The 26999-nt window shown below is 62.5% G+C and carries 28 protein-coding genes and 2 pseudogenes; 25 read left to right on the forward strand and 5 right to left on the reverse strand.

Going from position 1 to position 26999, the window contains the following annotated elements; translation table 11 throughout:
* Positions 1-59: 59 nt before the first annotated feature.
* From AAFL97_RS24595 to AAFL97_RS07350, 7 genes and pseudogenes are all read left to right on the forward strand, one after another.
* Positions 60-311 (forward strand): annotated as a pseudogene (locus AAFL97_RS24595) (dihydrodipicolinate synthase family protein); the annotation flags it as partial.
* Between the two features lie 113 nt (positions 312-424).
* Complete coding sequence (locus AAFL97_RS07325; RefSeq protein ID WP_341647113.1) at positions 425-967, forward strand: dihydrodipicolinate synthase family protein; 543 nt, start codon at positions 425-427, stop codon at positions 965-967.
* Positions 967-2466 (forward strand): aldehyde dehydrogenase, encoded by a 1500-nt coding sequence (locus AAFL97_RS07330; RefSeq protein ID WP_341644343.1) that lies wholly within the window; start codon positions 967-969, stop codon positions 2464-2466. Before AAFL97_RS07325 ends, AAFL97_RS07330 begins: the two co-directional genes overlap by 1 nt.
* Positions 2467-2645: 179 nt before the next feature.
* Entirely contained in the window at positions 2646-3569 is a 924-nt protein-coding gene (yddG, locus tag AAFL97_RS07335; RefSeq protein ID WP_341644344.1) for an aromatic amino acid DMT transporter YddG, read from the forward strand.
* Between the two features lie 183 nt (positions 3570-3752).
* On the forward strand, positions 3753-4985 hold the full coding sequence (locus tag AAFL97_RS07340; RefSeq protein WP_341644345.1) for a hypothetical protein: 1233 nt from the start codon (positions 3753-3755) through the stop codon (positions 4983-4985).
* Between the two features lie 98 nt (positions 4986-5083).
* Positions 5084-6373 carry an ABC transporter substrate-binding protein gene (locus AAFL97_RS07345; RefSeq protein ID WP_341644346.1) on the forward strand — a complete coding sequence of 430 codons (1290 nt, stop codon included), beginning with the start codon at positions 5084-5086 and terminating at the stop codon, positions 6371-6373.
* 83 nt (positions 6374-6456) lie between these two features.
* Positions 6457-7752 carry a di-heme oxidoreductase family protein gene (locus tag AAFL97_RS07350; RefSeq protein WP_341644347.1) on the forward strand — a complete coding sequence of 432 codons (1296 nt, stop codon included), beginning with the start codon at positions 6457-6459 and terminating at the stop codon, positions 7750-7752.
* A gap of 14 nt (positions 7753-7766) precedes the next feature.
* Here AAFL97_RS07350 and AAFL97_RS07355 read toward each other — a convergent pair whose 3' ends face one another.
* Positions 7767-8894: a VIT1/CCC1 transporter family protein gene (locus AAFL97_RS07355; protein ID WP_341644348.1), complete on the reverse strand. Its 1128-nt coding sequence runs from the start codon at positions 8892-8894 to the stop codon at positions 7767-7769.
* A 258-nt stretch (positions 8895-9152) separates the two neighbouring features.
* Between AAFL97_RS07355 and AAFL97_RS07360 the strand changes: the two genes are divergently transcribed.
* Entirely contained in the window at positions 9153-10031 is an 879-nt protein-coding gene (locus tag AAFL97_RS07360; protein WP_341644349.1) for a DMT family transporter, read from the forward strand.
* A gap of 35 nt (positions 10032-10066) precedes the next feature.
* Here the strand turns inward: AAFL97_RS07360 and AAFL97_RS07365 are convergent, their stop codons facing one another.
* Entirely contained in the window at positions 10067-10255 is a 189-nt protein-coding gene (locus tag AAFL97_RS07365) for a plasmid stabilization protein (protein WP_341644350.1), read from the reverse strand.
* Between the two features lie 459 nt (positions 10256-10714).
* Here AAFL97_RS07365 and AAFL97_RS07370 point away from each other — a divergent pair, with 459 nt between their 5' ends.
* The 10 genes from AAFL97_RS07370 (at position 10715) to AAFL97_RS07415 (ending at position 19307) form a co-directional block, all read left to right on the forward strand.
* On the forward strand, positions 10715-11098 hold the full coding sequence (locus tag AAFL97_RS07370; protein ID WP_341644351.1) for a hypothetical protein: 384 nt from the start codon (positions 10715-10717) through the stop codon (positions 11096-11098).
* 8 nt (positions 11099-11106) lie between these two features.
* Positions 11107-11679 (forward strand): molybdopterin-dependent oxidoreductase, encoded by a 573-nt coding sequence (locus AAFL97_RS07375; RefSeq protein ID WP_341644352.1) that lies wholly within the window; start codon positions 11107-11109, stop codon positions 11677-11679.
* Between the two features lie 100 nt (positions 11680-11779).
* Positions 11780-13186: a molybdopterin dinucleotide binding domain-containing protein gene (locus AAFL97_RS07380; RefSeq protein WP_341644353.1), complete on the forward strand. Its 1407-nt coding sequence runs from the start codon at positions 11780-11782 to the stop codon at positions 13184-13186.
* Between the two features lie 12 nt (positions 13187-13198).
* Positions 13199-13816, forward strand: a complete 618-nt coding sequence (locus AAFL97_RS07385) for a DMSO/selenate family reductase complex B subunit (protein ID WP_341644354.1) — start codon at positions 13199-13201, stop codon at positions 13814-13816.
* Positions 13817-13818: 2 nt separating this feature from the next.
* Positions 13819-14667, forward strand: coding sequence for a dimethyl sulfoxide reductase anchor subunit family protein (locus AAFL97_RS07390; RefSeq protein ID WP_341644355.1), 849 nt, complete (start codon positions 13819-13821; stop codon positions 14665-14667).
* Positions 14667-15335 (forward strand): Tat proofreading chaperone DmsD, encoded by a 669-nt coding sequence (gene dmsD, locus AAFL97_RS07395; RefSeq protein WP_341644356.1) that lies wholly within the window; start codon positions 14667-14669, stop codon positions 15333-15335. The genes AAFL97_RS07390 and dmsD overlap by 1 nt, the downstream gene beginning before the upstream one ends.
* 69 nt (positions 15336-15404) lie before the next feature.
* Entirely contained in the window at positions 15405-16361 is a 957-nt protein-coding gene (locus AAFL97_RS07400) for a LysR family transcriptional regulator (RefSeq protein ID WP_341644357.1), read from the forward strand.
* Positions 16362-16543: 182 nt separating this feature from the next.
* On the forward strand, positions 16544-17527 hold the full coding sequence (gene acuI / locus AAFL97_RS07405) for an acrylyl-CoA reductase (NADPH) (RefSeq protein WP_341644358.1): 984 nt from the start codon (positions 16544-16546) through the stop codon (positions 17525-17527).
* A 47-nt stretch (positions 17528-17574) separates the two neighbouring features.
* Positions 17575-18153, forward strand: coding sequence for a peroxidase-related enzyme (locus AAFL97_RS07410; RefSeq protein WP_341644359.1), 579 nt, complete (start codon positions 17575-17577; stop codon positions 18151-18153).
* Positions 18154-18383: 230 nt separating this feature from the next.
* The gene (locus tag AAFL97_RS07415; RefSeq protein WP_341644360.1) at positions 18384-19307 is read left to right on the forward strand and encodes a LysR family transcriptional regulator; all 924 of its coding nucleotides are present in this window, start codon (positions 18384-18386) and stop codon (positions 19305-19307) included.
* Between the two features lie 14 nt (positions 19308-19321).
* On the opposite strand, the gene AAFL97_RS07420 is transcribed toward AAFL97_RS07415, so the two are convergent.
* From AAFL97_RS07420 to AAFL97_RS07430, 3 genes are all read right to left on the reverse strand, one after another.
* Positions 19322-20521, reverse strand: a complete 1200-nt coding sequence (locus AAFL97_RS07420; RefSeq protein ID WP_341644361.1) for a MalY/PatB family protein — start codon at positions 20519-20521, stop codon at positions 19322-19324.
* 49 nt (positions 20522-20570) lie between these two features.
* The gene (locus AAFL97_RS07425; protein WP_341644362.1) at positions 20571-21890 is read right to left on the reverse strand and encodes a hypothetical protein; all 1320 of its coding nucleotides are present in this window, start codon (positions 21888-21890) and stop codon (positions 20571-20573) included.
* A 74-nt stretch (positions 21891-21964) separates the two neighbouring features.
* Entirely contained in the window at positions 21965-22375 is a 411-nt protein-coding gene (locus AAFL97_RS07430) for a RidA family protein (protein WP_341644363.1), read from the reverse strand.
* Between the two features lie 154 nt (positions 22376-22529).
* Here AAFL97_RS07430 and AAFL97_RS07435 point away from each other — a divergent pair, with 154 nt between their 5' ends.
* From AAFL97_RS07435 to AAFL97_RS07465, 7 genes and pseudogenes are all read left to right on the forward strand, one after another.
* Positions 22530-23222 carry a PaaI family thioesterase gene (locus tag AAFL97_RS07435; protein ID WP_341644364.1) on the forward strand — a complete coding sequence of 231 codons (693 nt, stop codon included), beginning with the start codon at positions 22530-22532 and terminating at the stop codon, positions 23220-23222.
* A gap of 131 nt (positions 23223-23353) precedes the next feature.
* Positions 23354-23587 (forward strand): annotated as a pseudogene (locus AAFL97_RS07440) (YbfB/YjiJ family MFS transporter); the annotation flags it as partial.
* A 52-nt stretch (positions 23588-23639) separates the two neighbouring features.
* Positions 23640-24446, forward strand: coding sequence for a YbfB/YjiJ family MFS transporter (locus tag AAFL97_RS07445; RefSeq protein WP_341644365.1), 807 nt, complete (start codon positions 23640-23642; stop codon positions 24444-24446).
* A 167-nt stretch (positions 24447-24613) separates the two neighbouring features.
* Positions 24614-25009 (forward strand): MbcA/ParS/Xre antitoxin family protein, encoded by a 396-nt coding sequence (locus AAFL97_RS07450; RefSeq protein WP_341644366.1) that lies wholly within the window; start codon positions 24614-24616, stop codon positions 25007-25009.
* Between the two features lie 46 nt (positions 25010-25055).
* Positions 25056-25718 carry an RES family NAD+ phosphorylase gene (locus AAFL97_RS07455; RefSeq protein WP_341644367.1) on the forward strand — a complete coding sequence of 221 codons (663 nt, stop codon included), beginning with the start codon at positions 25056-25058 and terminating at the stop codon, positions 25716-25718.
* A 67-nt stretch (positions 25719-25785) separates the two neighbouring features.
* Positions 25786-26520 (forward strand): rRNA large subunit pseudouridine synthase E, encoded by a 735-nt coding sequence (locus tag AAFL97_RS07460; RefSeq protein WP_341644368.1) that lies wholly within the window; start codon positions 25786-25788, stop codon positions 26518-26520.
* Positions 26520-26975 carry a DUF192 domain-containing protein gene (locus AAFL97_RS07465; protein ID WP_445954529.1) on the forward strand — a complete coding sequence of 152 codons (456 nt, stop codon included), beginning with the start codon at positions 26520-26522 and terminating at the stop codon, positions 26973-26975. Before AAFL97_RS07460 ends, AAFL97_RS07465 begins: the two co-directional genes overlap by 1 nt.
* Positions 26976-26999: the final 24 nt, after the last annotated feature.

Below are 26999 nucleotides of genomic sequence, written 5' to 3' on the forward strand. Positions count from 1 at the left end.
GCCGGAGCGGCGGCACGCTTTCACCGGGAACACCCTTCCCACACCAATGGAGAACCATCATGAAATTCGAAGGTATCTACACCCCGGCCATCACCCCTCTGTCGGCAGACGGCCAGATCGACAAGACCGCGTTCGCCGAGGTGCTGGAATCGCTGATCGAAGGCGGCGTGCACGGCATCATCATCGGCGGCTCGACCGGTGAGTACTATGCGCACTCCGTGCAGGAGCGCATCGACCTCGCCACCTACGCCAAGCAGGTGATCGGCACGCGCGTGCCGCTGATCGTCGGCACCGGCGCGGTGCGCACCGAGGAGTCGGTCGGCTACGCCGCGTCGGCGAAGGAAATCGGCGCCGATGCGATCCTGGTCGGCTCGCCCCCTATGCGCTGCCCACCGAGGCGGAGAATGCCGCCCACGCGCTGGCGATCGACAAGGCCGCGGGCCTGCCGATCATGCTCTACAACTACCCGGGCCGCATGGGCGTGTCGATGGGCCGGGAATATTTCCGCACCGTCACCGCGGCGTCGAAGAACTTCGTCGCGATCAAGGAGAGCTCGGGCCAGACCGGCCAGCTGCACATGCTGGCGCGCGAGTTCCCCGGCATCGACGTTTCTTGCGGCTGGGACGACCAGGCGCTGGAATTCTTCGCCTGGGGCGCGCGCAGCTGGGTGTGCGCCGGTTCGAACTTCGTGCCGCGCGAGCACGTCGCCCTCTACCAGGCGTGCGTGGTCGAGAAGGACTTCGGCAAGGGCCGCCGCATCATGTCGGCGATGATGCCGCTGATGGATTTCCTCGAGTGCGGCAAGTTCGTGCAGTCGATCAAGTACGGTTGCGAACTGGCGGGCCTGCGCCCGGGCGGCGTGCGCGCGCCGCTGCAAGGCCTCGACGACAACGAGAAGCAGGCGCTGAAGGCGATCGTCGCCGAATTGAAGCGCGAGGTTGCCGAAGTCGTCGGAGGGCAAGCCTGATGGCCGAACTGCTGACTGCCGCGGAATACGCCGCGATCGCCAAGAACATCAGCTTCCCGACGAAAGCCTTCATCGACGGCGCTTTCCGCGACTCGCTGTCGGGCAAGACCTTCATCACCACCAATCCGGCCACCGGCGAGGTACTGGCCGAGATCACCGCCTGCAACGCGCAGGACGTCGATCTGGCGGTGGCCAACGCCAAGGCCGCGTTCGACGACGGCCGCTGGCAGCGCCTGCCGCCGTCGCAGCGCAAGACCGTGCTGGTGCGCTTCGCCGAGCTGCTGGAAGCGCATGCGCACGAACTGGCGGTGATGGAAAGCCTGGACAGCGGCAAGCCGGTGCGCGAGTGCCAGACTGCCGACGTGCCGGAAGCGATCCACACCATCCGCTGGCACGCCGAACTGATCGACAAGATCTACGACAACACCGCGCCCGTGGGTTCGAACACCCTGGCGCTGGTGGTGCGCGAACCGATCGGCGTGGTCGGCCTGGTGCTGCCGTGGAACTTCCCGCTGCTGATGCTGGCATGGAAGATCGGCCCCTCGCTGGCTGCAGGCTGCTCGATCGTGGTCAAGCCGGCCAAGGAAACGACGCTGACCGCGCTGCGCGTGGCCGAACTCGCCCACCAGGCCGGCGTGCCCGCCGGCGTGTTCAACGTGCTGCCGGGCGGCGGCCGCGAAGTCGGTGAGCCGCTGGGCAAGCACAACGACGTCACCATGGTCAGCTTCACCGGCTCGACCGACACCGGCCGGCTGTTCCTGCAGTACGCGGCCGAGTCGAACCTGAAGCGCGTGGTGCTGGAGTGCGGCGGCAAGAACCCCGCCGTGGTGTTGAAGGACGTCGAAGACCTCGATGTGGTCGCGCAACAGGTGGTTGCCGGCGCGTTCTGGAACATGGGCGAGAACTGCTCGGCCTCGTCGCGCCTGATCGTCCATGCCGACATCAAGGACGCGCTGCTCGAACGCATGGCCGTGGCGGTCAAGGAGTGGAAGATGGGTGACCCGCTCGATCCCGAGCACCGGCTGGGTTCGCTCGTCAGCAAGTCCCACTTCGACAAGGTCCGTTCCTACCTCGACCAGGCCGCGGCGGAAAAGCTGCGCGTGGTCTTCGGCGGCGGCACCCGCGAAGGCAACTTCGTCGAGCCGACGGTGGTGGACGGCGTCGGCCCGGACAGCCAGCTGTTCATCGAGGAAATCTTCGGCCCGATCCTGTCGGTCACGACTTTCAAGGATGTCGATGAAGCGATCGCGCTGGCCAACGACTCGGTCTACGGTCTGGCGGCCTCGGTCTACACCAGCAGCCTGAACAACGCGATCCGTGTCTCGCGCGCGATCCGCGCGGGCGTGGTGACCGTGAACTGCTTCGGCGAAGGTGACATCACCACGCCGTTCGGCGGTTACAAGGAGTCGGGTTTCGGTGGCCGCGACAAGTCGATCTGGGCTCACGACCAATACACCGAGCTCAAGACGATCTGGATCGACGTGCCCAGTGCCGGCTGATGCATGACACGCTCCGCCCGGGCATGGCCGGTGTTCTGCCGGTCGTGCTGGGGCGGGGCAGTCGGCTCCATAATCCCCGGTTTTTTCGCGGTCCGGCGCTCAGGCGGCCTCCCGGCCCCGAGGCCGCGGCTCTTTTACCGGGCAGAATTCGTGACATTCCTGACCATGGACAAGGCAGCATGAACAGCAAGAACAAGGCAACGCTCATCGGTTTCATCGCGATCCTGTTGTGGGCGTCGATCGTGGGCCTGATCCGCGGCGTCAGCGAGAGCTTCGGCGCCACCGGCGGCGCGGCGCTGATCTATACCGTCGCGGCGGTGTTCCTGGTCTTCAGCGTCGGTTTCACCAAGCTGAGCAAGGTGCCGCCGAAATACCTGCTGTGGGGCAGCCTGCTGTTCGTGTCCTACGAGCTGTGCCTCGCGCTGTCGATCGGCTATGCCAACACCGGCCGGCAGGCGATCGAAGTCGGCATGGTCAATTACCTCTGGCCGACCTTCACGCTGATGTCGGCGATCCTGTTCAACAAGCAGAAGGCGAACTTCCTGGTGGTGCCGGGTTTCCTGCTGTCGATGGCGGGCATCTGCTGGGTGCTGGGCGGCGACCAGGGGCTGGACATCGCCAGCATGATCGCCAACGTCCAGGACAACCCGCTGAGCTACGGGCTGGCCTTTTCGGGCGCGCTGATCTGGGCCGCCTACTGCACCGTGACCGCGCGCATCGCACAAGGGCACAACTGCGTGACGCTGTTCTTCATCCTCGTCGCGGTGGTGCTGTGGGTCAAATACCTGCTGATGGGCGGCGGCGAGATGGATTTCAACCTGCGCTCGATCATCTATCTGGTGCTGGCCGCGTGTGCGATGGGCTTCGGCTACGCGGCCTGGAACGTCGGCATCCTGCACGGCAACGTCACGATCCTGGCCGGCACGTCCTATTTCATCCCGGTGCTGTCCGCCGCGCTCGCCGCCGCGCTGCTCAGCGCGCCGCTTTCGTTCGCCTTCTGGCAAGGCGCGGCGATGGTCTGCATCGGCTCGATCCTGTGCTGGCTGGCAACGCGCAGCAAGGCTTCGGCGCCGGTTGCAGAGAAGGCGGGAGAGAGCGCCTAGCGCCCAGCCCTTCGATTCGCAGCTTCACGGCGCCAGGGGCGTGCGCCGGCCCGACTGGCACACCCATTCCATAAGCATTCCGGCCGCCTGTTCCGCAACGCCCGCCCCTGACAGCGGGGCCGGGCGGGGGCTTTCGCACGCCCGGATAATTACTGCATCAACCTGAAACAAGGAGGAGAAACCATGAACGAGAAATACACAGCCAAGACGGCCCGCATGCCGTACCGCCTGTCGGCCATCGGCGCAGCAATGCTCGCGGGCAGCGTACTCGTCGCAGCCGGCGCGCCGGCACGGGCCGCCGAAGAGACGGCGGCGGCCGAAGGCAAGTTCACCATCGGCGGCGCGCTGCGCGCCCGCTACGACTACAGCTTCGACTACGAGGACGACATCAGCAAGCTCAGCTTCGACACCTTCCGCATCACCCTCAACTACGACTCGCCCACCTTCTACGGCTCGGCCCAGTACCGCTTCTACGGCAGCGCCTATCCCTACGACTACACCAGCAGGATCGGGCGCATCAACTTCCCCGAGTGGGCCTGGGTCGGCTACAAGCTCGGCGACGACACCCGCGTCGTCGCCGGCATCAACCAGATTCCCTTCGGCGTGCTGCCCTACGTCAGCAGCACCTTCTACCAGACCATGATCAACGCCATCGGCCTGGAGGACGTGCACAACCTCGGTATCAAGCTGCAGCACACCGCCGGCCCGCTGGACGTGCAGCTGGGTTTCTACCCCACCGATGGCGGCAACTGGAGCGGCACCTCGCGGGACGCCAACCGCTACTCGGTCAACGTGGTGCGCGCCGACGACTCGGTGACAGGCGGCAGCAGCAACGACGAGCGCAACATGGTGGTCGGCCGGCTGGCCTACACGCTGCAGCATGGCGAGGAGGCGAAGTCGGAGCTGGGCATCTCGGCGCTGCACTCGACGCTGCACAACTACGACACCGGCCGCGACGGCCGCCGCAAGGCCTACGCACTGCACTACGGCGGCAGCTACGGTGCCTTGCGCGTGCTGGCCGAAGCAGGCCGGCAGAAGATGACGCCGCGCAACCCGTCGGCGACCGGCAACGACACCATTACCTTCGGTGCCTACGACGGCTCGTTCAATGTCGCGGCGAAAGGCAACTTCTACTCGGGCGAGCTCAGCTACACCTTGCCCGGCAGCTACGGCCCGGTCAGCGGCATCACGCCCTACCTGAACTACAGCGTCTTCACCAAGGACAGGTCCGGCTTCAAGGATTCGCAGCGCGTGATCGCCGGCGCGCATTTCAGCGCCGGTCCGTTGTACATCTATACGGAGATGCGCTGGGGCAGGAACGATCCCTATACCGGCGACTACACCAACGGCGCCGCGGCCGGCGGCGACGATCGCTGGAAGAAGGTCTTCTACGCCAATATCGGCTACTACTTCTAGGCCCGGAAGTTGACTGCTTCTGCTTCAGTGCGCACCATTTTTCATCGAGAAACATGAGGACGGCGCCACCGGTCGGCGCCGCTCGATCCACGAGGAAAATGATGCCGACGAAGTTGAAGCACATGCCGCAGCGCTTGCTCCGGGCGACCGCGCTGGCGCTGGCTGCCACCGGTCTGTTCACCAACGCCCAGGCCGACGACCGCGTCGTCGTGCTGACGAGTTATCCCGAAGCCCTCACGGTCAAGTTCGAGCGCGCCTTCGAGGCCGCCCATCCCGGCATGCGCGTGGAGCTGCTGTGGCGGCAGTCGCGCGACGGGCTGGCCTACCTGCGCGAAGGCGGCTACCGCGAGGTGGACGTGTATTGGACGCCGTCGCCCGGCAACTTCACCCGCTTGCGCGATGAGGGCCGCCTGGCGAAGCTGGAGTCGAACGCCCCCGACCTGCCGGGCAAGGTCGGCGGTGTGCCGCTGGGCGATCCGGAAGGGTATTTCGCCGCTTTCGAACTGGCCGGTTTCGGCATTGCCTACCATCGCGAGGCCGTGCGCGAACTCGGGCTGGAGCCGCCCAGGGACTGGGCGGACCTGGCTGCGCCGGCGTATGCGGGACGTGTGCACCTGCCGACGCCGGCGCGCACCGGCTTCGCATCCTCGCTGATCGAGGCCGTGCTGCAGGCCCGTGGCTGGGAGCGCGGCTGGGCCTTGTTGAGTGCCATCGCGGGCAATGCGCAGTTGGACAGCGTGGTGGCCGACGGGCCGGACCCCTTGTCGATGGGACGCATCGCCGCCCGCATGTCGATCGATTTCTTTGCCCGCAACTCGGGTGAGGCGGTGAGCTTCGTCTATCCGCCGAAGACCGCCTACAGTCCGGCGCACGTCGCCGTCATGGCCGAGGCGCCGCGTCCGGAGGCGGCGCGCCGCTTCGTCGATTTCGTGCTGTCGCCGGCCGGGCAGGCCTTGCTGTGGCATACCGACGTGCGCCGTCTTCCGGTACGCGCTTCGTCCTACGAGGCGCATCCCGAGACCACGGCAAAACCGTTCGCGGCCGATGCGCTGGCCTACGACAGCGTGCTGACCGAAGCGCGCAGGGGGCTGGTGGCCGAATTGTTCGACGCCGTGCTGACGGTGCCGCATGCTGCGCTGAGCGAGGCATGGCAGGCGCTGCACGCGGCCGAGCGGCAAGCTTCCGGCGATGCCCGGATCGGCGAGGCTCGCCGGCTGCTGGAGCGTGTGCCGGTGGATGCCGCGGGGCAGGCCGATGCGCAACTGCGCGCGCTGTTCGCGGCGTCCGACGGCGCTGCGGAGCGTGCCGCCCTGATCGCAGTCTGGGCGGATGATGCGCGCAAGCGCATCGCCCAGGCGCGGGAGCTGTTGGCCCAGGTGCAGCCGTGAGGCGAAGCCTGCCGGTCGTGACCGCGGCGGTTGCACTGCTTTTCGTTCCGTCCGTGCTCGCGTCGCCGTCGTCAGGTGGTTCGATGACGAGCAAGGAGCGCGGGCGGGATGCCTTTGAGCACATCCAGTGGTCGCAGCTGCCGGAAGCCGACTGGCCCGAAGTGTCGTCCGGCCGGCGGCTGGTGCGCCAGACCTGGGTGATCGCTCCGTCGGACGACGTGCTGGCGATCGGCCTGGGGCCGACCTACAACCGGCCGTCGTGCCTGTCCTGTCATCCGCGCAATGGCCGCGGCGAGCCACCGTCGTCGGCGCTGGAACCGATGCGCTCGATGCTCGTGCGGCTGTCGATCCCCGGCCGTGACGTGCATGGCGGGCCGAAGCCCGAACCCTCGTATGGCGAACAATTCAACGAGTTCGGCGTGCCGGGGGTGCCGGGCGAAGGCGTGGCAGGACTGAGCTGGGAAACGCACGTCGAAACGCTGGCCGACGGCGAACAGGTGGAACTGCGCCGGCCCGTGCTGCATTTCCGCGACCTCGCGTTCGGGCCGCTGCATTTGGAAACCATGCATTCGCTGCGGATCGCTTCCCCGCTGATCGGGCTGGGCCTGCTGGAGGCGGTGCCGGAAGGCGACATCCTTGCGCTCGCCGAGGCACAGCGTGTGGCCGGTGCCGGCGTGGCCGGGGTGCCGAACCGGGTGTTCGATCACCGGGCCGGTCGGACCGTGCTGGGTCGTTTCGGCTGGAAGGCCAACCAGCCGACGGTGCGCCAGCAGATCGCCGCGGCCCTGATCGGCGACATGGGCATCACCACCGACGTGTTTCCCGAGCACGATTGTCCGCCGGCACAGACCGCGTGCGCGGCGGTGGCCGGCGAGCATCCGGAAGTGTCGACGGCCTCGCTGGATGCAATGACCGCCTACCACTTCGCGCTGGGCGTGCCGGCGCGCCGCGACATCGACGACCCTGAGGTGCGGCGGGGCGAAGCAGTGTTCGCCGCGGCCGGCTGTGCGAGCTGCCACGTGCCGGAGCTGCGGACCGGGCCATTGCCGGCCGGTTCGGCTCCCGCCTTCCCCGTGCTTGCGGAGCAAACCATCCACCCGTACACCGATCTGCTGCTGCACGACATGGGCGACGAACTGGCCGACGGCCGGCCGGATTTCGAAGCGGGGCCGAGGCACTGGCGCACCGCGCCGCTGTGGGGGATCGGGCTCGCCGAGATCGTCGGCGACGGCGCGGTGTATCTGCACGACGGCCGTGCCCGCAGCCTGCTGGAGGCGATCCTGTGGCACGGCGGCGAGGCCGCCGCCGCGCGGGAGGCGGTGCGCGCCCTGGCGACGAGCGAGCGGGAAGCCCTGCTGGCCTTCCTGCGTTCGCTGTAGCGCGAGGACCGCGCTCAGCCGCCCACCGCAACGCCGAACAGGTGGCCGATGCCGTAGGTGACGCCGGCTGCACCCAGGCCGATGGCCAGTTGGCGCAGGCCGGAGAACAGCGGGTGCTTGCCGGTGAAGACCGCGATCGCCGCGCCCAGCGCAAACAGGCCGGTGGCCGAGGCGATCAGGCTGGCGAGCACGAGATAGTCGTCGCCGACCAGGAACATCGGCAGCGCCGGGATCAGCGCGCCGACGATGAACACCAGGAAGGACGACATCGCGGCGGCCGTCGGCGAGCCGCCGAGGTCGTCCGGGTTGATGCCCAGCTCCTCGCGCACCAGGGTTTCCAGCGCCGAGTCCTTGTCCTTGATCACCCGCTCGGCGATCTGGCGCGCTTCCTCGGCGCTGAAGCCCTTGGCCTGGTAGATCAGGGTCAGCTCTTCCTGCTCCTCGGCGGGGACTTCGGCGAGTTCCTCGGCCTCGCTGGCGATCTGCCTTTCCTGCAGTTCGCGTGCGCTCTGCACCGAGATCCATTCCCCCATCGCCATCGAACAGGCACCGGCCAGCATGCCGGCCAGCGCGGTGGCGAGCAGGGTCTGCACGCTGGCGGCCGAGCCGGCCACGCCCATCAGCAGGCAGAAGGTCGACACCAGCCCGTCGTTGGCACCGAGCACCATCGCCCTCAGGTTGTTGGCGGCGCCCGCGCCGTGGCGGCCCTCCAGGCGGGAATAGACCGCACCGTTCCAGCCGCGGCTGGAACGGCTCGCCAGCAGCGACAGCATGCGCGCGTGCGAGCGCTCCTGCGCCGGCAGCGAAGTGCCCGCGGCTTCCTGCTGCCTGTCGTACATCGTGCGGTTGCGCGCCTCGTCGTCGGCCACCAGCGGCAGCACGCTCTGGGCGCCGAAACGGCGGCTGGCCCAGATCAGCACCCGGGTGCGCCAGCCGAGGCCCTCGGGCAACTGGCCGCCGGCCTGCTCGATCCGCCGCCGCCAGAATTCCGCGTGGGTTTCCTCGACCCGCGCCAGCCGCCGATAGACTTCGGCGATCTCCGGCTGGGGTTCGGCATCCGCCATCGCCCGGTACAGGGCCGCGCTGTCGGTTTCGTCGCGGTAGTTGGCGATGAATCGCGCCACATCCTGTCTGCCTGCCATCGAAGAGGCCGCTCCCTTCAAGAATCCTGTCCGACATGATGCATCACCGCGGCGGCTCCGCGAACCTGGTGTCGGCGGCGGCGCGCGCAGAGGGCGGCAGGGCAGGGCCGGCAGCGCCGGCGCTGCCGCGGGTAGGGCCGTGATGGCAGAATGCTGGCTTCGCCCGCCGGGCATGCTCCATTCCGGCACTTTCCCTTTTTCTTCATGTCATCGATCACCTCATCCCGTCCCGTCGCCATGCTCTGCCTGGCATCGAGCATGGCGCTCGTCGGCAGCTACGTCGCGCTGAGCAAGCCGCTGGCGGCCACTTTCCCGGTCCTGCTGCTGGCCTGGCTGCGCTTCGGCATCGGCGGGGTCGCGATGCTGGGCTGGCTGAAGCGCCCGGCGGACGAGGAACCGATGAGCGGACAGACCCGCCGCCTGCTGTTCCTGGAGTCCTTCCTCGGCAACTTCCTGTTCACCCTCTGCATGATCACCGGCGTCAGCCTGACCGATGCCCTGACTGCCGGCGTGGTGATGGCCTCGATCCCCGCCGTCATCGCGCTGATGAGCTGGGGTTTCCTGAAGGAGCGCATCGGCCTGCGCACCTGGCTGGCAATCGGCTGCGCGGTGCTGGGGATCGCCTTGCTGGCGGTGGCAGGGCACAGCGGCGAGGCGAACGCAGCAGTGAGCGATGAGGGCAGCAGCCGGGCCCTGCTGGGCAAGGTATTGCTGCTGGCGGCCGTGGTCTGCGAAGCCTCCTACGCGGTGATCGGCAAGAAGCTCACCGGCAAGCTCAGCGCCAAGCGCATCACTTCGCTGATCAACCTGTGGGGTTTCGTGCTGACGACGCCGTTCGGCCTTTATTTTGCGCTGGGCTTCGACTTCGGTGCCGTTACGGCCGATGTCTGGGTGCTGCTGCTGTTCTACGCGCTGGCCGCCTGCATGTGGACGGTATGGCTGTGGATGACCGGGCTGAAGACCATTCCCGCCGCGCAGAGCGGTGTCTTCACCGTGATGCTGCCGATTTCCGCCGCCCTGGTCGGCGTGCTGGCGCTGGGTGAAACGCTCAACGCTACGCAGTTGCTTGCACTCGGCGTCGCCGTGCTGGGGATGCTGTTCGCCACGCTGCCGACGCGCTGGCTGCGGGTGAGGTGAGCTGTCCGGCCAGGGCCTCCTCGGGGAATTCCAGCTCATAGTTCATCGAGCCCGATCTTGATCTTCCGCTGACCGGCGTGTGCGTCGGCAATGGCGTTCAACTCCAGATCTTCCTGGCGTTCCATCATGGCCTCGAAGGCAGGTGCAGGAACGCAGTAGAAGGCGGGTTCGTTCTTGTTCAGGATGGCGGCGGGAAAACCTCCACCTGAGGCGACCGTCCCCATCGGGTCGCGTTTGAGTTCCGAGATGCTGGCGACAGCCTCGGGGAGAGTCTGGTGAGCCCGGCTGATAATGAACGGGTCACGGTCGCTTCATGATTAGAGCTTTTAACAGTGTCGAGGCGCGTCCGCGTCGATTCATATCGATGCTTCAGCTGCACGCAGGGGGTCTGCGCTTTGCCGCAGGCCTTTTAATTTTTTCAATCGTGAGAGCCTAGGACGTTTCGAGGCAGGCGCTACCGCGCTGCCTACGCGGCTGCAGACGTTCTTCCCTCGTTCAATCAATAACTCTGTGCGAGCCTATGACAAAAAGTCATGGGCAGTGCCACAAAGTCTCATGGTTATTCGTGCCCTGAATTTGATCTAGGTCTAGTTTCAGCCACCTTGCCGGGTATGTAATCGGCTTCATAGCCAGAGGTGCTGAGCTTCGCGCACTTCTGCGGTGAATCAGGCAAGGAGATGGAAATGGACGAGCATCAAGAAGGCAAGGTGGCTGTGGAAACCCAGTCTGGCGTGAGGATGACGCGCAGAGCCCTTTTGAAAGGCATGGCAGTCGCCGGCTTGGGGGCGCTTGGCGCAGGCATTGGGCTTCCCTTCATGAAAACGACGATAGCCAAGGGTCTGGAGCAGATCGGGCCTCCGGAAGGGGATATCGTCTGGAATGCCTGTCTGGTCAACTGCGGCAGCCGCTGCCCTTTGAAATGCCATGTGGTGGATGGAGTCATTCGCTGGATTTCCCAGGAAGACAACAATGGCACGAACGATGACGAATTTGGCCACCATCAGGTTAGGGCCTGTTTGCGTGGCCGCTCTGCGCGGCGCCGCGTCCCTACAGCCCCGACCGGCTGAAATACCCGATGAAGCGTGTCGGCAAGCGCGGTGAAGGAAAGTTCGAACGCATCTCCTGGGACGAGGCCATTCGCATCGTCGGCGACCAGCTCAAATATACGATCGATACCTATGGCAACCAGGCCATCTACTATAACTATGGTTCCGGAAGCACCGGATACAACATGGCCGGACGCAGTTCATGCCATCGCTTTCTCAGTGTGATCGGCGGCTATCTGGATTTTTACAACACTTACAGTACTGCCCAGATTCGCTTTGCTCTGCCGTACACCTATGGTACAGGCTATGCCGGCACCCATCGAAGCCTGAGCCGGGAAATCGGAAACGCCCGCCTGTGCGTCTTTTTCGGCTACAACCCGTCCGAACTGCGTATGAGCGGCGGCTCGGAAACCTATCAGTTCAGCGAGTGGCGCAGGCGCAACAACGTGCGCACCATCATTGTCGATCCCCGCTATACCGACAGCATGCTGGGCAAGGAAGACGAATGGATTCCGATTCGCCCCGGCACCGATGCGGCCTTGGTCAATGCGATCGCTTACGTATTGATTCAGGAAAATCTCGTGAGACCAGGAATTCCTTGATACCTACTGTGTAGGTTATGACGAAAACACGCTGCCTGCGTCGGCACCTGAAAATGCTTCGTACAAGTCCTATATCCTGGGCAAGGGGCCTGACGGGACGGTGAAAACGCCACAATGGGCCGCACGCATCACGGGCATTCCCGAGGAGCGCATTGTCAAGCTGGCCCGCGAAATTGGAACGGCCAAGCCTGCGTTCGTCGCTCAGGGCTGGAGCCTGCAACGGCACGCGAACGGCGAACAGGCTGCAAGGGCGATTTGCATGCTGCCCATCTTGACGGGCAACATCGGCTTGCCGGGCACCAACATCGGGGAAGAGCCTGGTAATTACAGCTACCCGGTCCCCAAGCTGCCCATACCGCCCAATCAGGTCAAGGCCAAGATACCGTGCTTCCTCTGGACCGATGCCATCACCCGCGGCAAGGAGATGACTGCATTGACGGACGGTGTTCAAGGCGCAGATCGCCTGGAGCAGCCGCTCAAGTTCATGTGGAATTACTCGAGCAATACGCTGATCAACCAGCACTCGGACATCAAAAGGACGCATGAGATTTTGCAGGATGAGTCGCTGTGCGAATTCATACTGGTCATTGAAAACCACATGACGCCCAGTGCGCGCTATGCCGATGTTCTGCTGCCGGACATTACCAATTTTGAAGGAAGCGACATCATCTCCAATGGTTATGCTGTCGGCGAGTTGGGTGGCCCGATCTTCCTTTCTCCGGCAATCAAACCGTTGTTCGAGTGCAAATCGGCCTATGAGATCTGTACCTTGCTGGCTCGTCACCTGGGCATGGAGCAGGACTATACCGAGGGCAAATCGTTCGAGCAGCGGTTGCAAGAGGCGTATGTCACGATGAAAGAGAAAGACCCTGATCTTCCTGACAGCCTGGAGACTGCCCGGAAGATGGGCATGATAAAACGCCGGGCTCCTGCCTCTGGCGGCATCGGGCTGGCGAAGTTCAGGGAAGACCCCGCTGCGAATCCGCTGAAAACCCCGTCGGGCAAGATTGAAATCTATTCCGAGCGCCTGGCGGAAATCGCCAGCACATGGAAGCTTCCCGAAGGCGATGTGATTACCCCGCTGCCCCAATATGTAGCCACCTGGGAAGGGTATGAAGATTTCGAACTCAAGAAAAAGTTTCCTCTGCAGCTTTATGGCCGGCATCCGAAGGGGCGTGTCCACTCGACCTACCACAACCTCGACGTGCTGAGGGCGGCTATTACCGATGCGGTCTGGATGAACCCCATCGATGCCGAAATGCGTGGGATACGCAATGGAGACATGGTTCGGGTAAGCAGCTTGCGGGGCGAAACCAAAATTCAGGCCAAGGTGACGCCGCGCATCATGCCGGGGGTGGCATCGATGGAGCAGGGCATATGGTTCAAGATGGATGCGCAGGGCCGGGAAACCGAAGGCAGTGTGAATGTGCTGACTTCCATGCGCCCGTCGCCACTGGCCAAGGGAAATCCGCAGCACACCAACCTCGTGCAAATTGAAAAGGTCTGAGGAGATATCGTCATGCAATACGGTTTCTATATCGATTCGGAAAAATGTACCGGATGCAAGACCTGCCAGCTCGCCTGCAAGGATTACAAGGACCTTTCTGCCGATGTGAACTTCCGGCGCGTCTATGAGTACACCGGCGGAAACTGGCAGACGGACATCGACAACACCTGGCGCAACAACGTATTTGCCTACTATCTGTCGATTTCATGCAATCACTGCGCTGATCCCGCCTGTGTCCGCGTATGTCCGACCGGCGCGATGCACAAGCGTGAGGTCGATGGGCTGGTGGCAGTGAATGAGAACGTGTGCATCGGATGCAAGTCCTGCCGGATGGCCTGCCCTTACGATGCGCCGCAGTACGATGAGCGTAAAGGTCACATGACCAAGTGCAATGGCTGTGCGGAACGCTTGGCTGTCGGGAAAAAGCCGATCTGCGTCGAGTCGTGCCCGCTCAGGGCTCTCGATTTCGGTCCGATCGATGAGCTGCGGGAAAAATACGGCGAACTGTCATCCGTAGCACCATTGCCGGATGGGAAGTATACCCACCCGAACATCGTCATCAAACCCAATCCAAATTCGCGCCCTGCGGGTGACCGCACTGGCTCCCTTGGCAATCCGAAAGAGGTGTAATCATGGGATGGCATGAATGGCCGTTGATTCTGTTTACCGTCATTGCCCAATCGGCGATGGGGGCGTTCTGGTGGTGCTTCGGCGCTCTCATGTTTGGAGGCCTCGATGGTGAGAGCAGGCTGCGCCTGGAGAAATCCATGATTGCGGTCTGGTGCCTGGTCGGCCTTGGTTTCGCATTTGCCGCCTTCCACCTGGGAGAGCCTTTCCGGTTCATCAATGCCAGCTTCCGCTTCGGCGTTGCGGCATTCTCCAACGAGGTGGTGTTTGGGAGTGCGTTTGCGGCTGCGGGGCTTGCAACCTGGTATATGGCATGGCGCGGGATCGGGACGGTTGCGAACCGTAAGCTCATGTACTGGCTCACATTGCTGTTTTCCGCTGGTTTCCTGTTCGGCATGTCCTCATTTTATCTGATGCCGACGGTGCCTACATGGAACACGCCGCTGACGCCAATGGCTTATATCCTGACGGCCATCATTGGAGGAAGTGCTGTTGCAGCGACGCTGTTCTCGCGGGCGGGGGTCAGCCATGGATTCTTCCGCGACGGTCCCGTGCGGCTGGCGGTCGTTGCAGTGGTTGCAGCATTGCTGGTGACCATAGCCCAGAGCAACGGGCTGGCTTCCATCAATTCGTCGATAAAGCAGGCCGCTGAACTGACGCCGAACTACGCCGCACTCATGGCGCTGCGTTTCGTGATCCTGTTCTCGACACTGGCACTCTGGTTCCGGCAGACACGTAATGGAAGCACTTTGTCCCTTCAGGGTGGAGTTCTCTGTGTGGCCTTGCTGATCATTGGCGAGATTGTCGGACGTGGCGTTTTCTATAATCTTCACATGACGGTGGGGCTCCGCTGATGGCTGAGAACGAAGTTCAGCGCCTCGATGGAGGCGACTCGATGCCTGACTGCGAAATCGCCGGAGCGCTGGTGGAGATTTCCGAGAGCTGCAGGATACTGGGAGCGCTGTTTTATCATCCGCCAGCCCATCCCAGTGTGAAACCAGTTCTCGATGTGATCGAAGCGGAGGGGCTGACATCAGTCTGGCGCCTTCCCGCGAATGCGCGAGGAGAGGAGGCGATCGCCAGGATGGCGCAAGGCCTGCGCTCGGACTCGGGCAGGGAGAGTGTCGGGATGGAGTTCCAACGCCTGTTCATTGGCCCGGATCCGCTGGATGCTCCGCCTTGGGGATCGGTTTATCTGGAGGAGGAGGGGTTGCTGTTCGGCGATTCAACCCGATCTCTCCATGATTTTCTTGCCAAGGAAGGCATTGCGCTCAACACCGGGCAGGAAGAACCGGGGGACCATATCGGCTTGATGTTCTGGGCCTTGGCGCTCCTGGCAGAGGAGTCCCGTATTGATGCTTTGGCGTTTCTCCTGGAAGAGTACTTCCTGACCTGGGCCGATATCTATTTGGCTCGTTTGGCCGCGGCAACGGAGCATCCGTTCTATCAGGGGCTGGCACAGCTTGCGGCAGTGACCTTGAACTCCATCAAAGGGGCTGTTATCCAATGTAGCAACGGATAGCCGAAGCCGTGATGGATGTTTCTGGTAAGGTACGTTCGGGAACTCCGGGCAATATCCATCAGGAGACATATGGATCTACGTAAACTCCGTCATATGGCTGTTCTCGCCGATGAGAAGAATTTCTCTCAGGCAGCCAGGCTCGTGCATTTGACGCAGCCCGCTCTGAGCAGGAGCATCCAGTCGTTGGAGAACGACCTTGGTGTGCGTCTGTTCGAGCGCGGCAAGGACGGCGTCGAGCTGACGAACATCGGCAAGGTGATACTTGGGCGTGCGAGGAAGCTGCTCGTTGATCTCAATAGCCTGAACCAGGATGTTCGCTTGTTCGCGCGGGGCGAGGCCGGTGATTTGGCATTCGGGACGGGGCCGTTCATGGCTACTTCTCATTTGCCGGAAATACTTGCCCAATTGATCAGCGAGAGGCCGCATGTTCGGGTGGATGTCGAGATCAATAACTGGCAGTATCTTCTGGAGCGTTTGCTGGAAGATAGAATCGAATTCTTTGTCGCGGATATAAGGGCGATACAGCCAGATGAGCGAATCACGATCAGCTCGTTGGGGTGCCAGCCTGCTGGATTCATGGTGAGGGCGGGCCATCCGCTTGCCCAGAGAACTTCAATAGAGCGGGCGGCCGAGATTCTCGAGTACCCACTGATAGCCATTCGCATGCGCGGTGTAACTCGCGATTGGATGTGCGAGTTTTTCGAGCTTTCTGGAGTCGATCACGTCAAATGTGCTGTTGTGAGCGATAGTCCAAGGCTGCTTGAAGCCATATGCCTGGATTCAGACGCCGTGATGTATTGTGCTTTCTCCAGTTTTCAGGAGAGGATTTCAGCGGGAGAGATTGTTCCATTGGAGAATATCATGCCGATCAAGAGCTTTTTTCGGAGCTCGGCATCGTTTCTCTTTCAGGAAGGACGCTTTCCCCGATATCTGAGTGGCTCATTGAAAGGATGCGGAGCAAGATGCATTCCGAAGCGGCTTCTTGAAGGAAAATCCAGGCAGCCTGGAGCTTGCGCAAGGTGTTGATCCATTTCATCCATGTAAACCAATGGAGAAGGCGCAGCTTGCGGGCGCGATGATGCTTCAGGCTTGATTTTACGAGACGATCGGTTTAATATGGCTGCATGGATGTCGAGCAGCACACGCCTGGCAGCAGGCTGATTTTTTTGACCATCACTAGACAGTCGGTCTAAATGGAGGAGGATGACATGTTCAAAGGCATCTTGATCGAGCGGGACGAAGCCGGTTACCGCGCCGGCGTGAAGGACATCGACGAAGCGCAGCTGCCCGAAGGCAACGTCACGGTGCGGGTCAGCCATTCGACGATCAACTACAAGGACGGCCTGGCGATCACCGGCAAGGGGCCGGTGGTGCGCAAGTTCCCGATGGTGCCGGGCATCGACCTGGCCGGCGTGGTCGAGGACAGCCGCCACCCGGACTACCAGGCCGGCGATGCGGTGGTGCTCAATGGCTGGGGGGTCGGTGAAACGCACTGGGGCGGGCTGGCGCAGAAGGCGCGGCTGAACGGCGACTGGCTGGTGCCGCTGCCCGCGGCCTTCACGCCGCAGCAGGCGATGGCGATCGGCACTGCGGGTTATACCGCGATGCTGTGCGTGCTGGCGCTGGAGCGGCACGGCGTGAAGCCGGCGGACGGCGAGATCCTCGTCACCGGCGCGGCGGGCGGCGTCGGCAGCGTCGCCGTCGCGGTGCTGGCGAAGCTGGGCTACACGGTGGTGGCGATGACCGGCCGGCCGAACGATGCCGACTACCTGAAGGCGCTCGGTGCAAGCGAGGTGATCGATCGGGCCGACTATGCCGCGCCCGGCAAGCCGCTGGGCCGCGAGCGCTGGGCCGGCGCGGTCGACGTTGCCGGCAGCCATGTGCTGGCCAACGTCTGCGCGACGACGAAGTACCGCGGTGTGGTGGCGGCCTGCGGCCTGGCGGCGGGCATGGACCTGCCGGCGAGCGTCGCGCCCTTCATCCTGCGCGGCGTGACCCTGGCGGGCGTCGACAGCGTGATGTGCCCGCGTGCCGACCGCCTGGTGGCATGGCAGCGCCTGGGCAGCGACCTGGACGTGAGCAAGCTCGGCCGGATCAGCCGTGAAGTCGGCCTGGCCGAAGCGATCCCGCTGGCCGCCAGCATCCTGAAGGGCGAAGTGCGCGGCCGCGTCGTCGTGGACGTCAATCGATAAAAACCTGCAGCGCCCGAAAGCTGCCTCATCACTCGAAGGAGAAGAACATGACTCAAGCACAACAGGCCGCCGTGAGCCGTTTCCCGGTCCCCGCACTGGAGGACATGCCCGAGGACATCCGCGAGCGGATCGTTGCCGTCCAGGAAAAAGCCGGTTTCGTTCCCAACGTGTTCCTGACGCTGGCCCACCGCCCGGACGAGTTCCGCGCTTTCTTCGCCTACCACGATGCCTTGATGGAAAAGCCCGGCAACCTGAGCAAGGCCGAGCGGGAAATGATCGTGGTGGCGACCAGCGCGGTGAACCAGTGCCAGTACTGCGTGATCGCGCACGGCGCCATCCTGCGTGTCCGTGCGAAGAACCCGCTGATCGCCGACCAGGTTGCCACCAACTACCGCAAGGCCGACATCAGCGAGCGGCAGAAGGCGATGCTCGACTTCGGCATGAAGGTGTCGCAGGCGGCCCAGCAGGTGGGCGAGGCCGACTTCGAGGCCTTGAAGGCGCACGGCTTCACCGACGACGATATCTGGGACATCGCGGGTATCGCGGCTTTCTTCGGCATGTCCAACCGCATCGCCAACGTCACCAGCATGCGGCCCAATGCAGAGTTCTACTCGATGGGGCGCTGATCAGCGAGGCAAGCTGGTTCAGTTGCTGAAGGCCAGCCGGATCGGCGCGGAGTGGATCCTCGCCTGATCCGGCTGGCGGTCTTTATACAAGCCATTTCAGCAGGACTCGATGAATGGCATGTGGTGAGCTCATGGCTCTTCTGACTTCATTGGCGTATTCACCTCTGGATTGTGGCTTGCTGCCTCCAGTGGCAGTCGAAAGACTGCGTGCGTGCTACGGTGCCTAGAAAATGCGCCTGTCGAATTCTCTTTCCAAGCTGGAGCTTTTCGTCAAGGTTGTTGAATGCGGCAGCCTGTCCAAGGCCGCACGCGCACTTTGCTTGACTCCGTCGGCGGTGAGCAAAGCGCTCGCTCAACTGGAGGACCAGCTCGGAACCACCCTTATCAAGCGCACTACGCGGCATATCGCCCTCACCGAATGCGGCGCGATGATGTATGAGCGCGCAACGGCCATTCTGCGCGATGCCGATCTTGCACTTTCTGCGGCGCTCCGGTTCCGCAAGCCTTCAGGCGTTTTGCAGGTTTCGTCTTCCGTGGCATTTGGCTGTACCCAGGTATCGAGGCTGGTACGCGAATTCACGGAGAAATACCCCGAAATCGAGGTTGCGCTCAATCTTGACGACCGGATGGAGGACCTTGCAGCGGAAGGTCACGATGTGGCGCTACGCATTTCCTCGCGGGATGACTGGGAGTACCCGGGGCGAAAGCTTGCACAGATCCACTGGGTGTATGCGGCATCGCCGAAGTATCTGAATAGGCACTCTCCCATCCGCACACCGATGGATCTCGAGCACCATGCCTGCCTGCTTTATCCTGCGATGACGGAGCATGGTCAGTGGAGCTTTGCGTGCAATGGTGAAGAAGAGTCGTTGAAGGTGAGATGCGTCGCCGTTTCCAATTCCAGCCTGGCGCTTGCGGAAATGGCGATAGATCACTGTGGTGTCGTCTGCTTGCCTACCTATGTGGCACGGCGTTATCTGGATGATGGAAGCCTGCAGCATGTGTTGCCGCAGTATTCTCCATCACCGCGCCATTCACTCTATGTCTTGTACTTCAAGACTCGCTACAGCAATCCCACGGTGCGGGCCTTCGTCGATTTTCTTGGTGAGAAATTCGAGAGCGGCGTGCCCTGGGAAACAAGGCACGCCGCCTGACTTCACATCAATGCTCAACGCTGGGTAAGCGCAACGGTGATTCTGTCAATGGCCCGATCCACCGTTCTCCGCGGGCAGCCCAGGTTGGCGCGCATGAAGCCGTGGCCTTCCACGCCGAACTTGGGGCCCTTGTCCAGCCATACCCGCGCCTGCATGAGCATGAAATCTTCGAGCTCATCAGGCGACATGTCGAGTGCACGACAATCCATCCAGGCGAGATAGAGCGAGTCCATTTCGACTACCCTGACGCCCAGGTCGAGTGCGTTGATCCGCTCGGCAAAATGGCGTTGGTTCTCCGCCACGTAGGCCAGCATCGCATCGGCCCATGGTCCGCCGTGGGTGAATGCTGCCTCGGTTGCTACCATGCCCAGCAGGTTCACGCGCGTATTGTAGTTGCGATCCAGGGTGCGCACGATTTCGGCACACTTCGCCTTGTCGGGTATGAACATGTTGCCGCACTGCATGCCTGCGAGGTTGAAGGTTTTGCTTGCAGATGTGCAGGTGATGCTGTTGAGCGCAAAGCGCGGATCGAGTGATGCAAACGGAGTGTGCCGCTGGCCTTCGGCGAACACGAAATCGCAGTGGATTTCGTCGGCAATCACCAGGATGCCGTGGCGCAGGCATATTTCACCCATGGCCTGAAGATCTTCCTTGCTCCATACGTTCCCTGTGGGGTTGTGCGGGTTGCAGAGGATGAAGATCTTGGTGTCATCGCGGATTGCGTCTTCGAAAACCTTGGCATCGAAGCGGTACCGCTTGCCGTCGTATTGCAGCGGCGCGGCTGCGACGTGGCGCCCGTTGATCAGCACGTCCTGATGGAAGTGTACATACACCGGGGGTTGGATCAGCACCGAGTCGCCGGGGCGCGAAAAGGCCTGAATGATGGTCTTGAGTGCGGCAATGACGCTGGCGATCGGGACGATCCAGTCGCTGGAGGCATCCCAGCCGAAGCGATCGCGCTGCCATCCGGCAACGGCGTCCCGATAATCTTTCGTGGGCCCGATGGGGTATCCATAGACGCCATGCGACACGGCTTCGTGCAGTGCGTCGATCACGGCGGGTGGTGATTTGAAGTCCATGTCCGCAACCCACATCGGTAGCGGATAAGCAGCAGCCTGCCGTGGCGTGAGCGACACTTCCGGAGCCCATTTCATGGAGTTGCTGCCGGCGCGATCCACGACGGTGTCGAAGTCGAATGATGTTTCGGTTGTCATGTTGCGATCCTTTGTATCGGGTTCTTTTCACTTTGTTCGCCATTGGCCATCAGTAACCCATGCCCTTGAGGATGGGCGAGAGGCAGACGATGACGCCGAATACGAAGACGTACCAGACCTTGGGCGATATGTATTTTCTGAGCACCGGAACCTTGTAGATCAGCAGGCATGGAATGATGAAGGACGCAATGCCGTAGATTGGCGATGCAAGCTGTTGCAGAAGCAGGATGGAGAACTGCGTCTGGACCCAGAGCCATAGGCCTATCACGATGAACACGCATACGAACAGGGATACGAAGCGTCTGTTGATCCTTTCTTCCGGTACGAAACGCGTGAGAACGTTCATGACCATTCCAGAGACGGCTTCCTCGATACCCAGGTAGATGCCCAGGAACGCCGTGAGAATCGCGAACACGTTCAGTGCCGTGGTCATGAAGAGTACGACGTTGCCGGGAATGACTGAACCTGCGAGGGCAAGTGCAGAGATGTTCTGCGCCTTGGCCATGAGTGCCTGCTCGTGGGAGAGTGCAAACGAGAACGATGTTGCAAAGAACAGCACCGAGACGGCCAGGATCACGTAGGCGATCCGATTGGCGCGAATGGCCCGGTAGGTCGCAATACGGGCGTCTGCTTCCACCTTCCGGAACGCAATGTTCATGGGGCTCAGAATCTGCACGAACAGAATCGAGAAAAGCGTGAACGGCACGGTGAGGATGGTGTCGATGACGAATTTCTTGAAATCGGAGGACGTAGGCATCGGCGGGAGGTTGGCGCGAATGTCCCAGAACGGGATCATGACCAGGCCCAGCACCACCACGACGGCAAGCTTGAAGATCACCAGCGGACCGGAAACCTTGAAGAGCAACTTCTCGCCTTGCGCTGCGATCGCCACGAGAATGCACAGAATGGCCAGCGAGAACAACGGGTTGTCCGAGAGAAGCCCGGTGGTGACACCGAAAGTCTGAAGATACTTGGCGGTGTCGAAAGTTACTGCCAGCGAGTAGGTGAGCATGCCCTTGAGCAGCATGAGGAAATACACCACACCGAGGAAGATTCCCCAGTTCTTGCCAAGGTAATGCGAGATGATGTTGGCGTAGCTGTCGGCCTCGGGGCTTTCGGAAAGTGATTGCAGGTACAGCGTTTGCATCATGTAGAGTGCGGGATACGCAAGCACTACGGAAGCCGCGAATACCCACAGGCCAGTGATGCCTACCTGTACTGGAAGAAAGACGATGCCCGCGCCGATTGCCATGCCGATGCATAGTACGACCCAGCCTGCGTCGTAGCGGGTGAAAGGTACTTTTCCGATTGCGCCTTCGGATGTATTCGTGCTCGGCGCCTTTGAAACGGCGCTTCCGGATGAGTTCATTGTTGTCTCCTTGCCTCGTCCTGCTCTGGCTGGTGTTGTCGCCGGACTGTTGTTGTTTTTCTCCGGTCGTTGGCTCAGGTGTTCTTGCGCAATGCAATTGCTTCGATTTCCACGCGCACATCGCGGGGAAGGCGTGCCACTTCCACTGTCGAGCGTGCTGGCTTGTGCTTGCCGAAGCAGCTTGCGTACACCTCGTTGAGTTGTGCGAACTCATCCATGTCCTGCACGAACACGGTAGTTTTGAGGACCGTTTCCAGGCCTGCGCCTGCGGCTTCGAGCACTGCCTGGAGGTTGGCGATTACCTGCCGAGTCTGATCCTTGATGTCACCTTCGACGACCGTACCGTCGGCACGAAGGGGGATCTGGCCCGATGTGAAAACCAGCCGATCCATGGCCATGGCCTGTGAATACGGGCCGATTGCCCCGGGCGCCTGATTGGTGGCGATGACCTGCATTACTTCGTTGTCCGATTTGCTGGACGCCATTTCAACTCCTTAGGCTAAGTACGATCGAACCCCGCCGAAGCGGCATGGCTCTTTGTGTGAGGCAGCAGTCGGCTGGCGATGGCGCCTTCCCGACTGCCTTGGGAAAGTGTAGTGACGAGCAGGGGTTCTCCGTTGGGAAAACATCTCACAGCACTTGTGGCTCAAATTCACAAATGAAATCGAATTCAGTCTTGAGTGCTTGCTCTGGGCGGGAGAGAGCCTTGTTGGTAGGCCTGCTTATTTTCTTGATTTTTTGAGACGATCGGTCTATTGTGTCCGGGTGGGCCTGAACCATGATCCGATGGATGTGGCATCAACATTCAAACCTGAGCCATCCGTGGGATTGATCGAAGTGCTGACCCGCTCGCCTTATGCCAGAGGAAATGAAATGAGTGTTGCGTTCCAGGATTTCTATGCCGAGAAATACAGTCATTGCTACGGGTGTGGCAAGAACAACCCGGCAGGGCACCACCTCAAGAGTTATTGGGAAGGCGATGACACTGTCGCCAGGTTTTCTCCGAGCGAGGAATACAGCGGTGGTGTTCCACATCACGTCTATGGCGGTCTGATTGCATCCCTTTTCGATTGTCACGGCGCTGCATCTGCAGCCGCATTCACTTACCGGGCCGAGAACCGTGAAATGGGATCGGAAGGCGAGCCCATCCGGTATGTGACTGCATCGCTGAAGGTCGATTTCCGCCGGCCCACGCCGATGGGCATCGAACTCGTCATCAAGGGCAGGCTTCGCAGCATCGAAGCTCGAAAGGTGTGGGTGGACCTGAGCTTGTCGGCAGGTGACGAGGTCTGCGCTACGGGAGAAATGCTGGCGATTCGGTATCAGCAATGAAGGCTGCATGCAAGGAAGCCTCGGGGGATGCGCTTGCACCGTCGCCGCAGGTGATCATCCTCATCGGCTTGGTTGCGCTGGCCATTGCGATGGGCGTTGGTCGATTTGCGTTCACGCCGATGATGCCGTTGATGCTCCGTGACGGAAGCCTCGATGCCGTGACTGGCACCGAGTGGGCAACGGCCAATTATTTCGGCTATCTGCTGGGGGCGCTGAGTGCGTCGTGGTTCGCGGGCAATCCGCGGCGAGGGCTCCGGATCGGATTGCTTGGAGTTGCCGTCACGACGCTGGGAATGGTCTGGGGCGATGCCGCGGTGCAATGGCTCGGTATGGCGCTTCGGTTCAGTGCTGGCGTTTTCAGTGCCTGGGTGATGATCTGCGCCAGCGGCTGGTGCCTGCCCGAGCTGGCTCGGCGACATGCGACTTCGCTTGGGGGATGGGTCTCACACCGGGGTGGGCCTCGGTATCGCATCAACGGGTGTGTTGACCTGGCTGGGCGGAGGGCAAAGTGCCATTCTGCTCTGGGTGGAGCTCGGTTTGCTCGCGGTCGTCGGTGCAGCGTATGTTCTATGGCAATTACCGAGTACCCCCGCTACCGTATCTCCAGCCGGCACCGCCGCTCCGCCCAAGCCGGCGCAGCCGAAAGTCGGGCGAGGAAACCTGGGCGTGGTGCTCTGCTACAGCGCGTTCGGATTCGGTTACATCATCCCCGCGACTTTCCTGCCGACGATGGCGCGGCAACTGGTGTCTGATCCACTCGTCTTCGGGCTTACCTGGCCGATTTTCGGCACGGCAGCAGCGTTGTCGGTCGCTTTCGCCTCGCGCTGGCTGCATGCTTGGTCGCGTCGGAGGGTCTGGGCGATTGGGCAGGGCGTGATGGCCGTAGGGACTTTTCTACCGCTGCTGCAACAGTCGCTGTGGGTGTTGGCGGGCTCGGCGGTGCTGGTGGGTGGCACGTTCATGATCACCACCATGGCAGGCCTTCAATTGGCTCGCGAGCGGATGCCGGAGAACCCGACGGCTCTTCTGGCACGCATGACCGCCGGTTTCGCGGCTGGTCAGATCGCCGGTCCGCTGCTGGTACGACTCATCGGTGATTCGCAGATCGCCGGGTTGGATGCCCTGAGTTGGGCCAGCGCAGCGGCGACCGTATTGCTGGCGGCTTCCGCGCTGTGGTTGTGGCGGGGTGGCAATGGTTCGACGACGAAGGCGTGCTCGTCATGAGGGGGTACTGATCTGCTGTCGGCTGCGCGGTGCTGGGGATGCTGCTCGCACGCTGCCGACATACTGGCTGTGGGTGCGGTGATTGTTTCATTCAAAACAGTATTTGTGTTATTTAAAACACCATCCTATACTCGAGCCACTGAGCAATCACGCACAAGGAGTCAGGCATGGGTGCCCTAGCCCAGCGCGAAGTGACCGCGTCACAAGACCGTGGCGCTCTGGCCAAGATGGTCATGGCCTTGTTCGACCACTGGAAGCTGAGCACCGAGGATCAGGCTGCACTGCTGGGTATCGCCGCCAGCAACCGCGCTGCCCTGTCGAACTATCGCAGCGGCAAACCGATCGGCACCAGCCGCGACCAGTATGAGCGCGTGGGCCACTTGCTGGGTATCCACAAGAACCTGCGCCTGCTGTTCCCGCAGAACCGGGAATTGGCCTACCGCTGGATGAGCACCCGCAACAAGGCCTTTGACAACCTGACCCCCGTGGAGGTGATCAAGGAGTGGGGTTTTGCGGGCCTGCTGATGGTGCGCGGCTACCTGGACCGGGCCCGTGGTGTTTGATCGGCTCACGCTGGCCGACGTTCACCGGGACGTAGTCCGAAACATCGTGTCTCTGCGCCAGTCGCAGGATCTGTTCGATGACCTGACGGACGATCCCGCCGAGTGGCAGCTGGCGCAGAAGGTGGAAGACGAAGTCAAGCCGCCGCCATACCGGTCCGGCACGCCGGTCGTCGATCGCCCGTTCGAGGATGCCGAATGGTTCAACGCCATCATCTGGCCGTTCAAGCATTGGCAGTCCAGCCGGTTTTCCGATGGCAGCCACGGCGTCTGGTACGGATCGGAGTCGGTCGAGACCACGGTCCATGAGTCCTCTTACCACTGGTACCGGGGTTTGCTCGGTGATGCAGGGTTTGAGCGGATGACGGTCGTTGCCGAGCGCAAGGTGTATTCGGTGGCATGCGGCGCAGCCTTGCTGGACTTCCGCAAGGCAGCCGACGAATACCCGGACCTCTTGCATCCGTCGGACTATGCGTTTTGCCAGTCGGTGGGCGCGAGGATTCACCGGGAGGGACACCCCGGCCTTCTCACCCGATCGGTTCGCCGGCCTGCCGGAGAGAACGTGGCCATCTTCAATCCAGACGTGCTTTCCAATCCCAGGCACAATTGCCTGTTGACCTATCGGCTGGAGGGCGGGCAGATCGTGGTTGAGAAGCAGCCTGGAGTAAGGTGGATCACTTTGAACATGGACTGTGCCAATGCCAGGCGATGAGAGGCCCGGCGACGCAGCGGTCTGTCGTGGTCGAGTTCGGGCCGATTCGGCAGGTATCATCCCGCCCATGCCCCGCCTGATCCTCCTCAACAAACCCTATGGCGTGCTGTGCCAGTTCTCCGGCGAGGCCGGGCAGGCCACGCTGAAAGACCACGTACCGGTGCCGGGCGTCTATGCCGCCGGCCGGCTCGACGCCGACAGCGAGGGCTTGCTGCTGTTGACCGACGACGGCGCCTTGCAGCACCGCATCGCCGATCCGCGCCACAAGCAGCCCAAGACCTATCTGGTGCAGGTCGAGGGCGAGCCGGACGAGGCGGCACTGGCACGCTTGCGTACCGGGCTGGATCTGGGCGATTTCCATACCCGGCCCTGCGATGTGCGCCGGGTGGCCGAACCGGAGTGGCTGTGGCCGCGCAACCCGCCGGTGCGCTTTCGCAAGACGGTGCCGACGTCCTGGCTGGAGATCGTGCTGCGTGAAGGCAAGAATCGGCAGGTGCGGCGGATGACGGCGAAGGTTGGCTTTCCGACCTTGCGGCTGATCCGCGTGGCGATCGGGCCGTGGCGGCTGGACGGCCTGCAGCCGGGGGAATGGCGGGAGGTGGAGGTGCCGGGTCTGCCCGCTGCGGATAAAGCGGGCAGGGCGGGCCGAACTGCTGGGAAGCCCGTTGTCAGCGGGCGTGCGAGGCCGGCCGGACGGGGTGGTGGAACGATGCGCACGGCGGATGCGCGTTCCCAGCCCGGTGCTGGCGCGGGTAAGATGCGTCGCGCTGAGAAGGGTCCAGGCAAAGGAGCGAAGGGATGATGCGGATGGCGGTTTTCGGGAAGGTTGCGCTGGCAGCCGGTATGGCTTTGTCGTCGGGCGCCGTGCTGGCGGACGTGGCGATGCCGCTGGCGGAGCTGGGTGCCGGCATGTACCGGATCCAGGCCGAGGTCGCCCACACGCCGCAGACGCGCCAGCTCGGGCTGATGAACCGCAAGGCCATGCCGGTGCAGCACGGCATGGTGTTCGTGTTCACCCAGGATGCGACGCACTGCATGTGGATGAAGAATACCTTCCTGCCGCTGTCGGTGGCTTTCGTCGATGCGCAGGGCAGGATCATCAACATCGAGGACATGCAGCCGCACTCCGAGGACAACCATTGCGCCGCCGCCCCCGCGCGCTTTGCGCTGGAGATGAACCAGGGCTGGTTCCGCGAACGCGGCATCAAGCCCGGCGACACCCTGCGCGGCTTCGACCGCCTGCCCTCGGGAAGTTGATCCCCCGAACGGAAAGGGCCGAAT

Origin of the sequence: Thauera sp. SDU_THAU2, from assembly GCF_038260575.1 — a bacterium.
Lineage (GTDB): Bacteria > Pseudomonadota > Gammaproteobacteria > Burkholderiales > Rhodocyclaceae > Thauera.

Coding starts and splice junctions, on each gene's coding strand:
- AAFL97_RS07385 (WP_341644354.1), top strand. CDS start 13,199: ATGCAATACGGTTTCTATATCGATTCGGAAAAATGTACCGGATGCAAG.
- AAFL97_RS07450 (WP_341644366.1), top strand. CDS start 24,614: ATGGGTGCCCTAGCCCAGCGCGAAGTGACCGCGTCACAAGACCGTGGC.
- AAFL97_RS07330 (WP_341644343.1), top strand. CDS start 967: ATGGCCGAACTGCTGACTGCCGCGGAATACGCCGCGATCGCCAAGAAC.
- AAFL97_RS07375 (WP_341644352.1), top strand. CDS start 11,107: ATGAAGCGTGTCGGCAAGCGCGGTGAAGGAAAGTTCGAACGCATCTCC.
- AAFL97_RS07350 (WP_341644347.1), top strand. CDS start 6,457: ATGACGAGCAAGGAGCGCGGGCGGGATGCCTTTGAGCACATCCAGTGG.
- AAFL97_RS07360 (WP_341644349.1), top strand. CDS start 9,153: ATGGCGCTCGTCGGCAGCTACGTCGCGCTGAGCAAGCCGCTGGCGGCC.
- AAFL97_RS07345 (WP_341644346.1), top strand. CDS start 5,084: ATGATGCCGACGAAGTTGAAGCACATGCCGCAGCGCTTGCTCCGGGCG.
- dmsD (WP_341644356.1), top strand. CDS start 14,667: ATGGCTGAGAACGAAGTTCAGCGCCTCGATGGAGGCGACTCGATGCCT.
- AAFL97_RS07465 (WP_445954529.1), top strand. CDS start 26,520: ATGCGGATGGCGGTTTTCGGGAAGGTTGCGCTGGCAGCCGGTATGGCT.
- AAFL97_RS07420 (WP_341644361.1), bottom strand. CDS start 20,521: ATGACAACCGAAACATCATTCGACTTCGACACCGTCGTGGATCGCGCC.
- AAFL97_RS07400 (WP_341644357.1), top strand. CDS start 15,405: ATGGATCTACGTAAACTCCGTCATATGGCTGTTCTCGCCGATGAGAAG.
- AAFL97_RS07340 (WP_341644345.1), top strand. CDS start 3,753: ATGAACGAGAAATACACAGCCAAGACGGCCCGCATGCCGTACCGCCTG.
- AAFL97_RS07425 (WP_341644362.1), bottom strand. CDS start 21,890: ATGAACTCATCCGGAAGCGCCGTTTCAAAGGCGCCGAGCACGAATACA.
- AAFL97_RS07430 (WP_341644363.1), bottom strand. CDS start 22,375: ATGGCGTCCAGCAAATCGGACAACGAAGTAATGCAGGTCATCGCCACC.
- AAFL97_RS07415 (WP_341644360.1), top strand. CDS start 18,384: ATGCGCCTGTCGAATTCTCTTTCCAAGCTGGAGCTTTTCGTCAAGGTT.
- AAFL97_RS07365 (WP_341644350.1), bottom strand. CDS start 10,255: ATGGGGACGGTCGCCTCAGGTGGAGGTTTTCCCGCCGCCATCCTGAAC.
- AAFL97_RS07460 (WP_341644368.1), top strand. CDS start 25,786: ATGCCCCGCCTGATCCTCCTCAACAAACCCTATGGCGTGCTGTGCCAG.
- AAFL97_RS07445 (WP_341644365.1), top strand. CDS start 23,640: ATGCGACTTCGCTTGGGGGATGGGTCTCACACCGGGGTGGGCCTCGGT.
- yddG (WP_341644344.1), top strand. CDS start 2,646: ATGAACAGCAAGAACAAGGCAACGCTCATCGGTTTCATCGCGATCCTG.
- AAFL97_RS07370 (WP_341644351.1), top strand. CDS start 10,715: ATGGACGAGCATCAAGAAGGCAAGGTGGCTGTGGAAACCCAGTCTGGC.
- AAFL97_RS07355 (WP_341644348.1), bottom strand. CDS start 8,894: ATGGCAGGCAGACAGGATGTGGCGCGATTCATCGCCAACTACCGCGAC.
- acuI (WP_341644358.1), top strand. CDS start 16,544: ATGTTCAAAGGCATCTTGATCGAGCGGGACGAAGCCGGTTACCGCGCC.
- AAFL97_RS07390 (WP_341644355.1), top strand. CDS start 13,819: ATGGGATGGCATGAATGGCCGTTGATTCTGTTTACCGTCATTGCCCAA.
- AAFL97_RS07410 (WP_341644359.1), top strand. CDS start 17,575: ATGACTCAAGCACAACAGGCCGCCGTGAGCCGTTTCCCGGTCCCCGCA.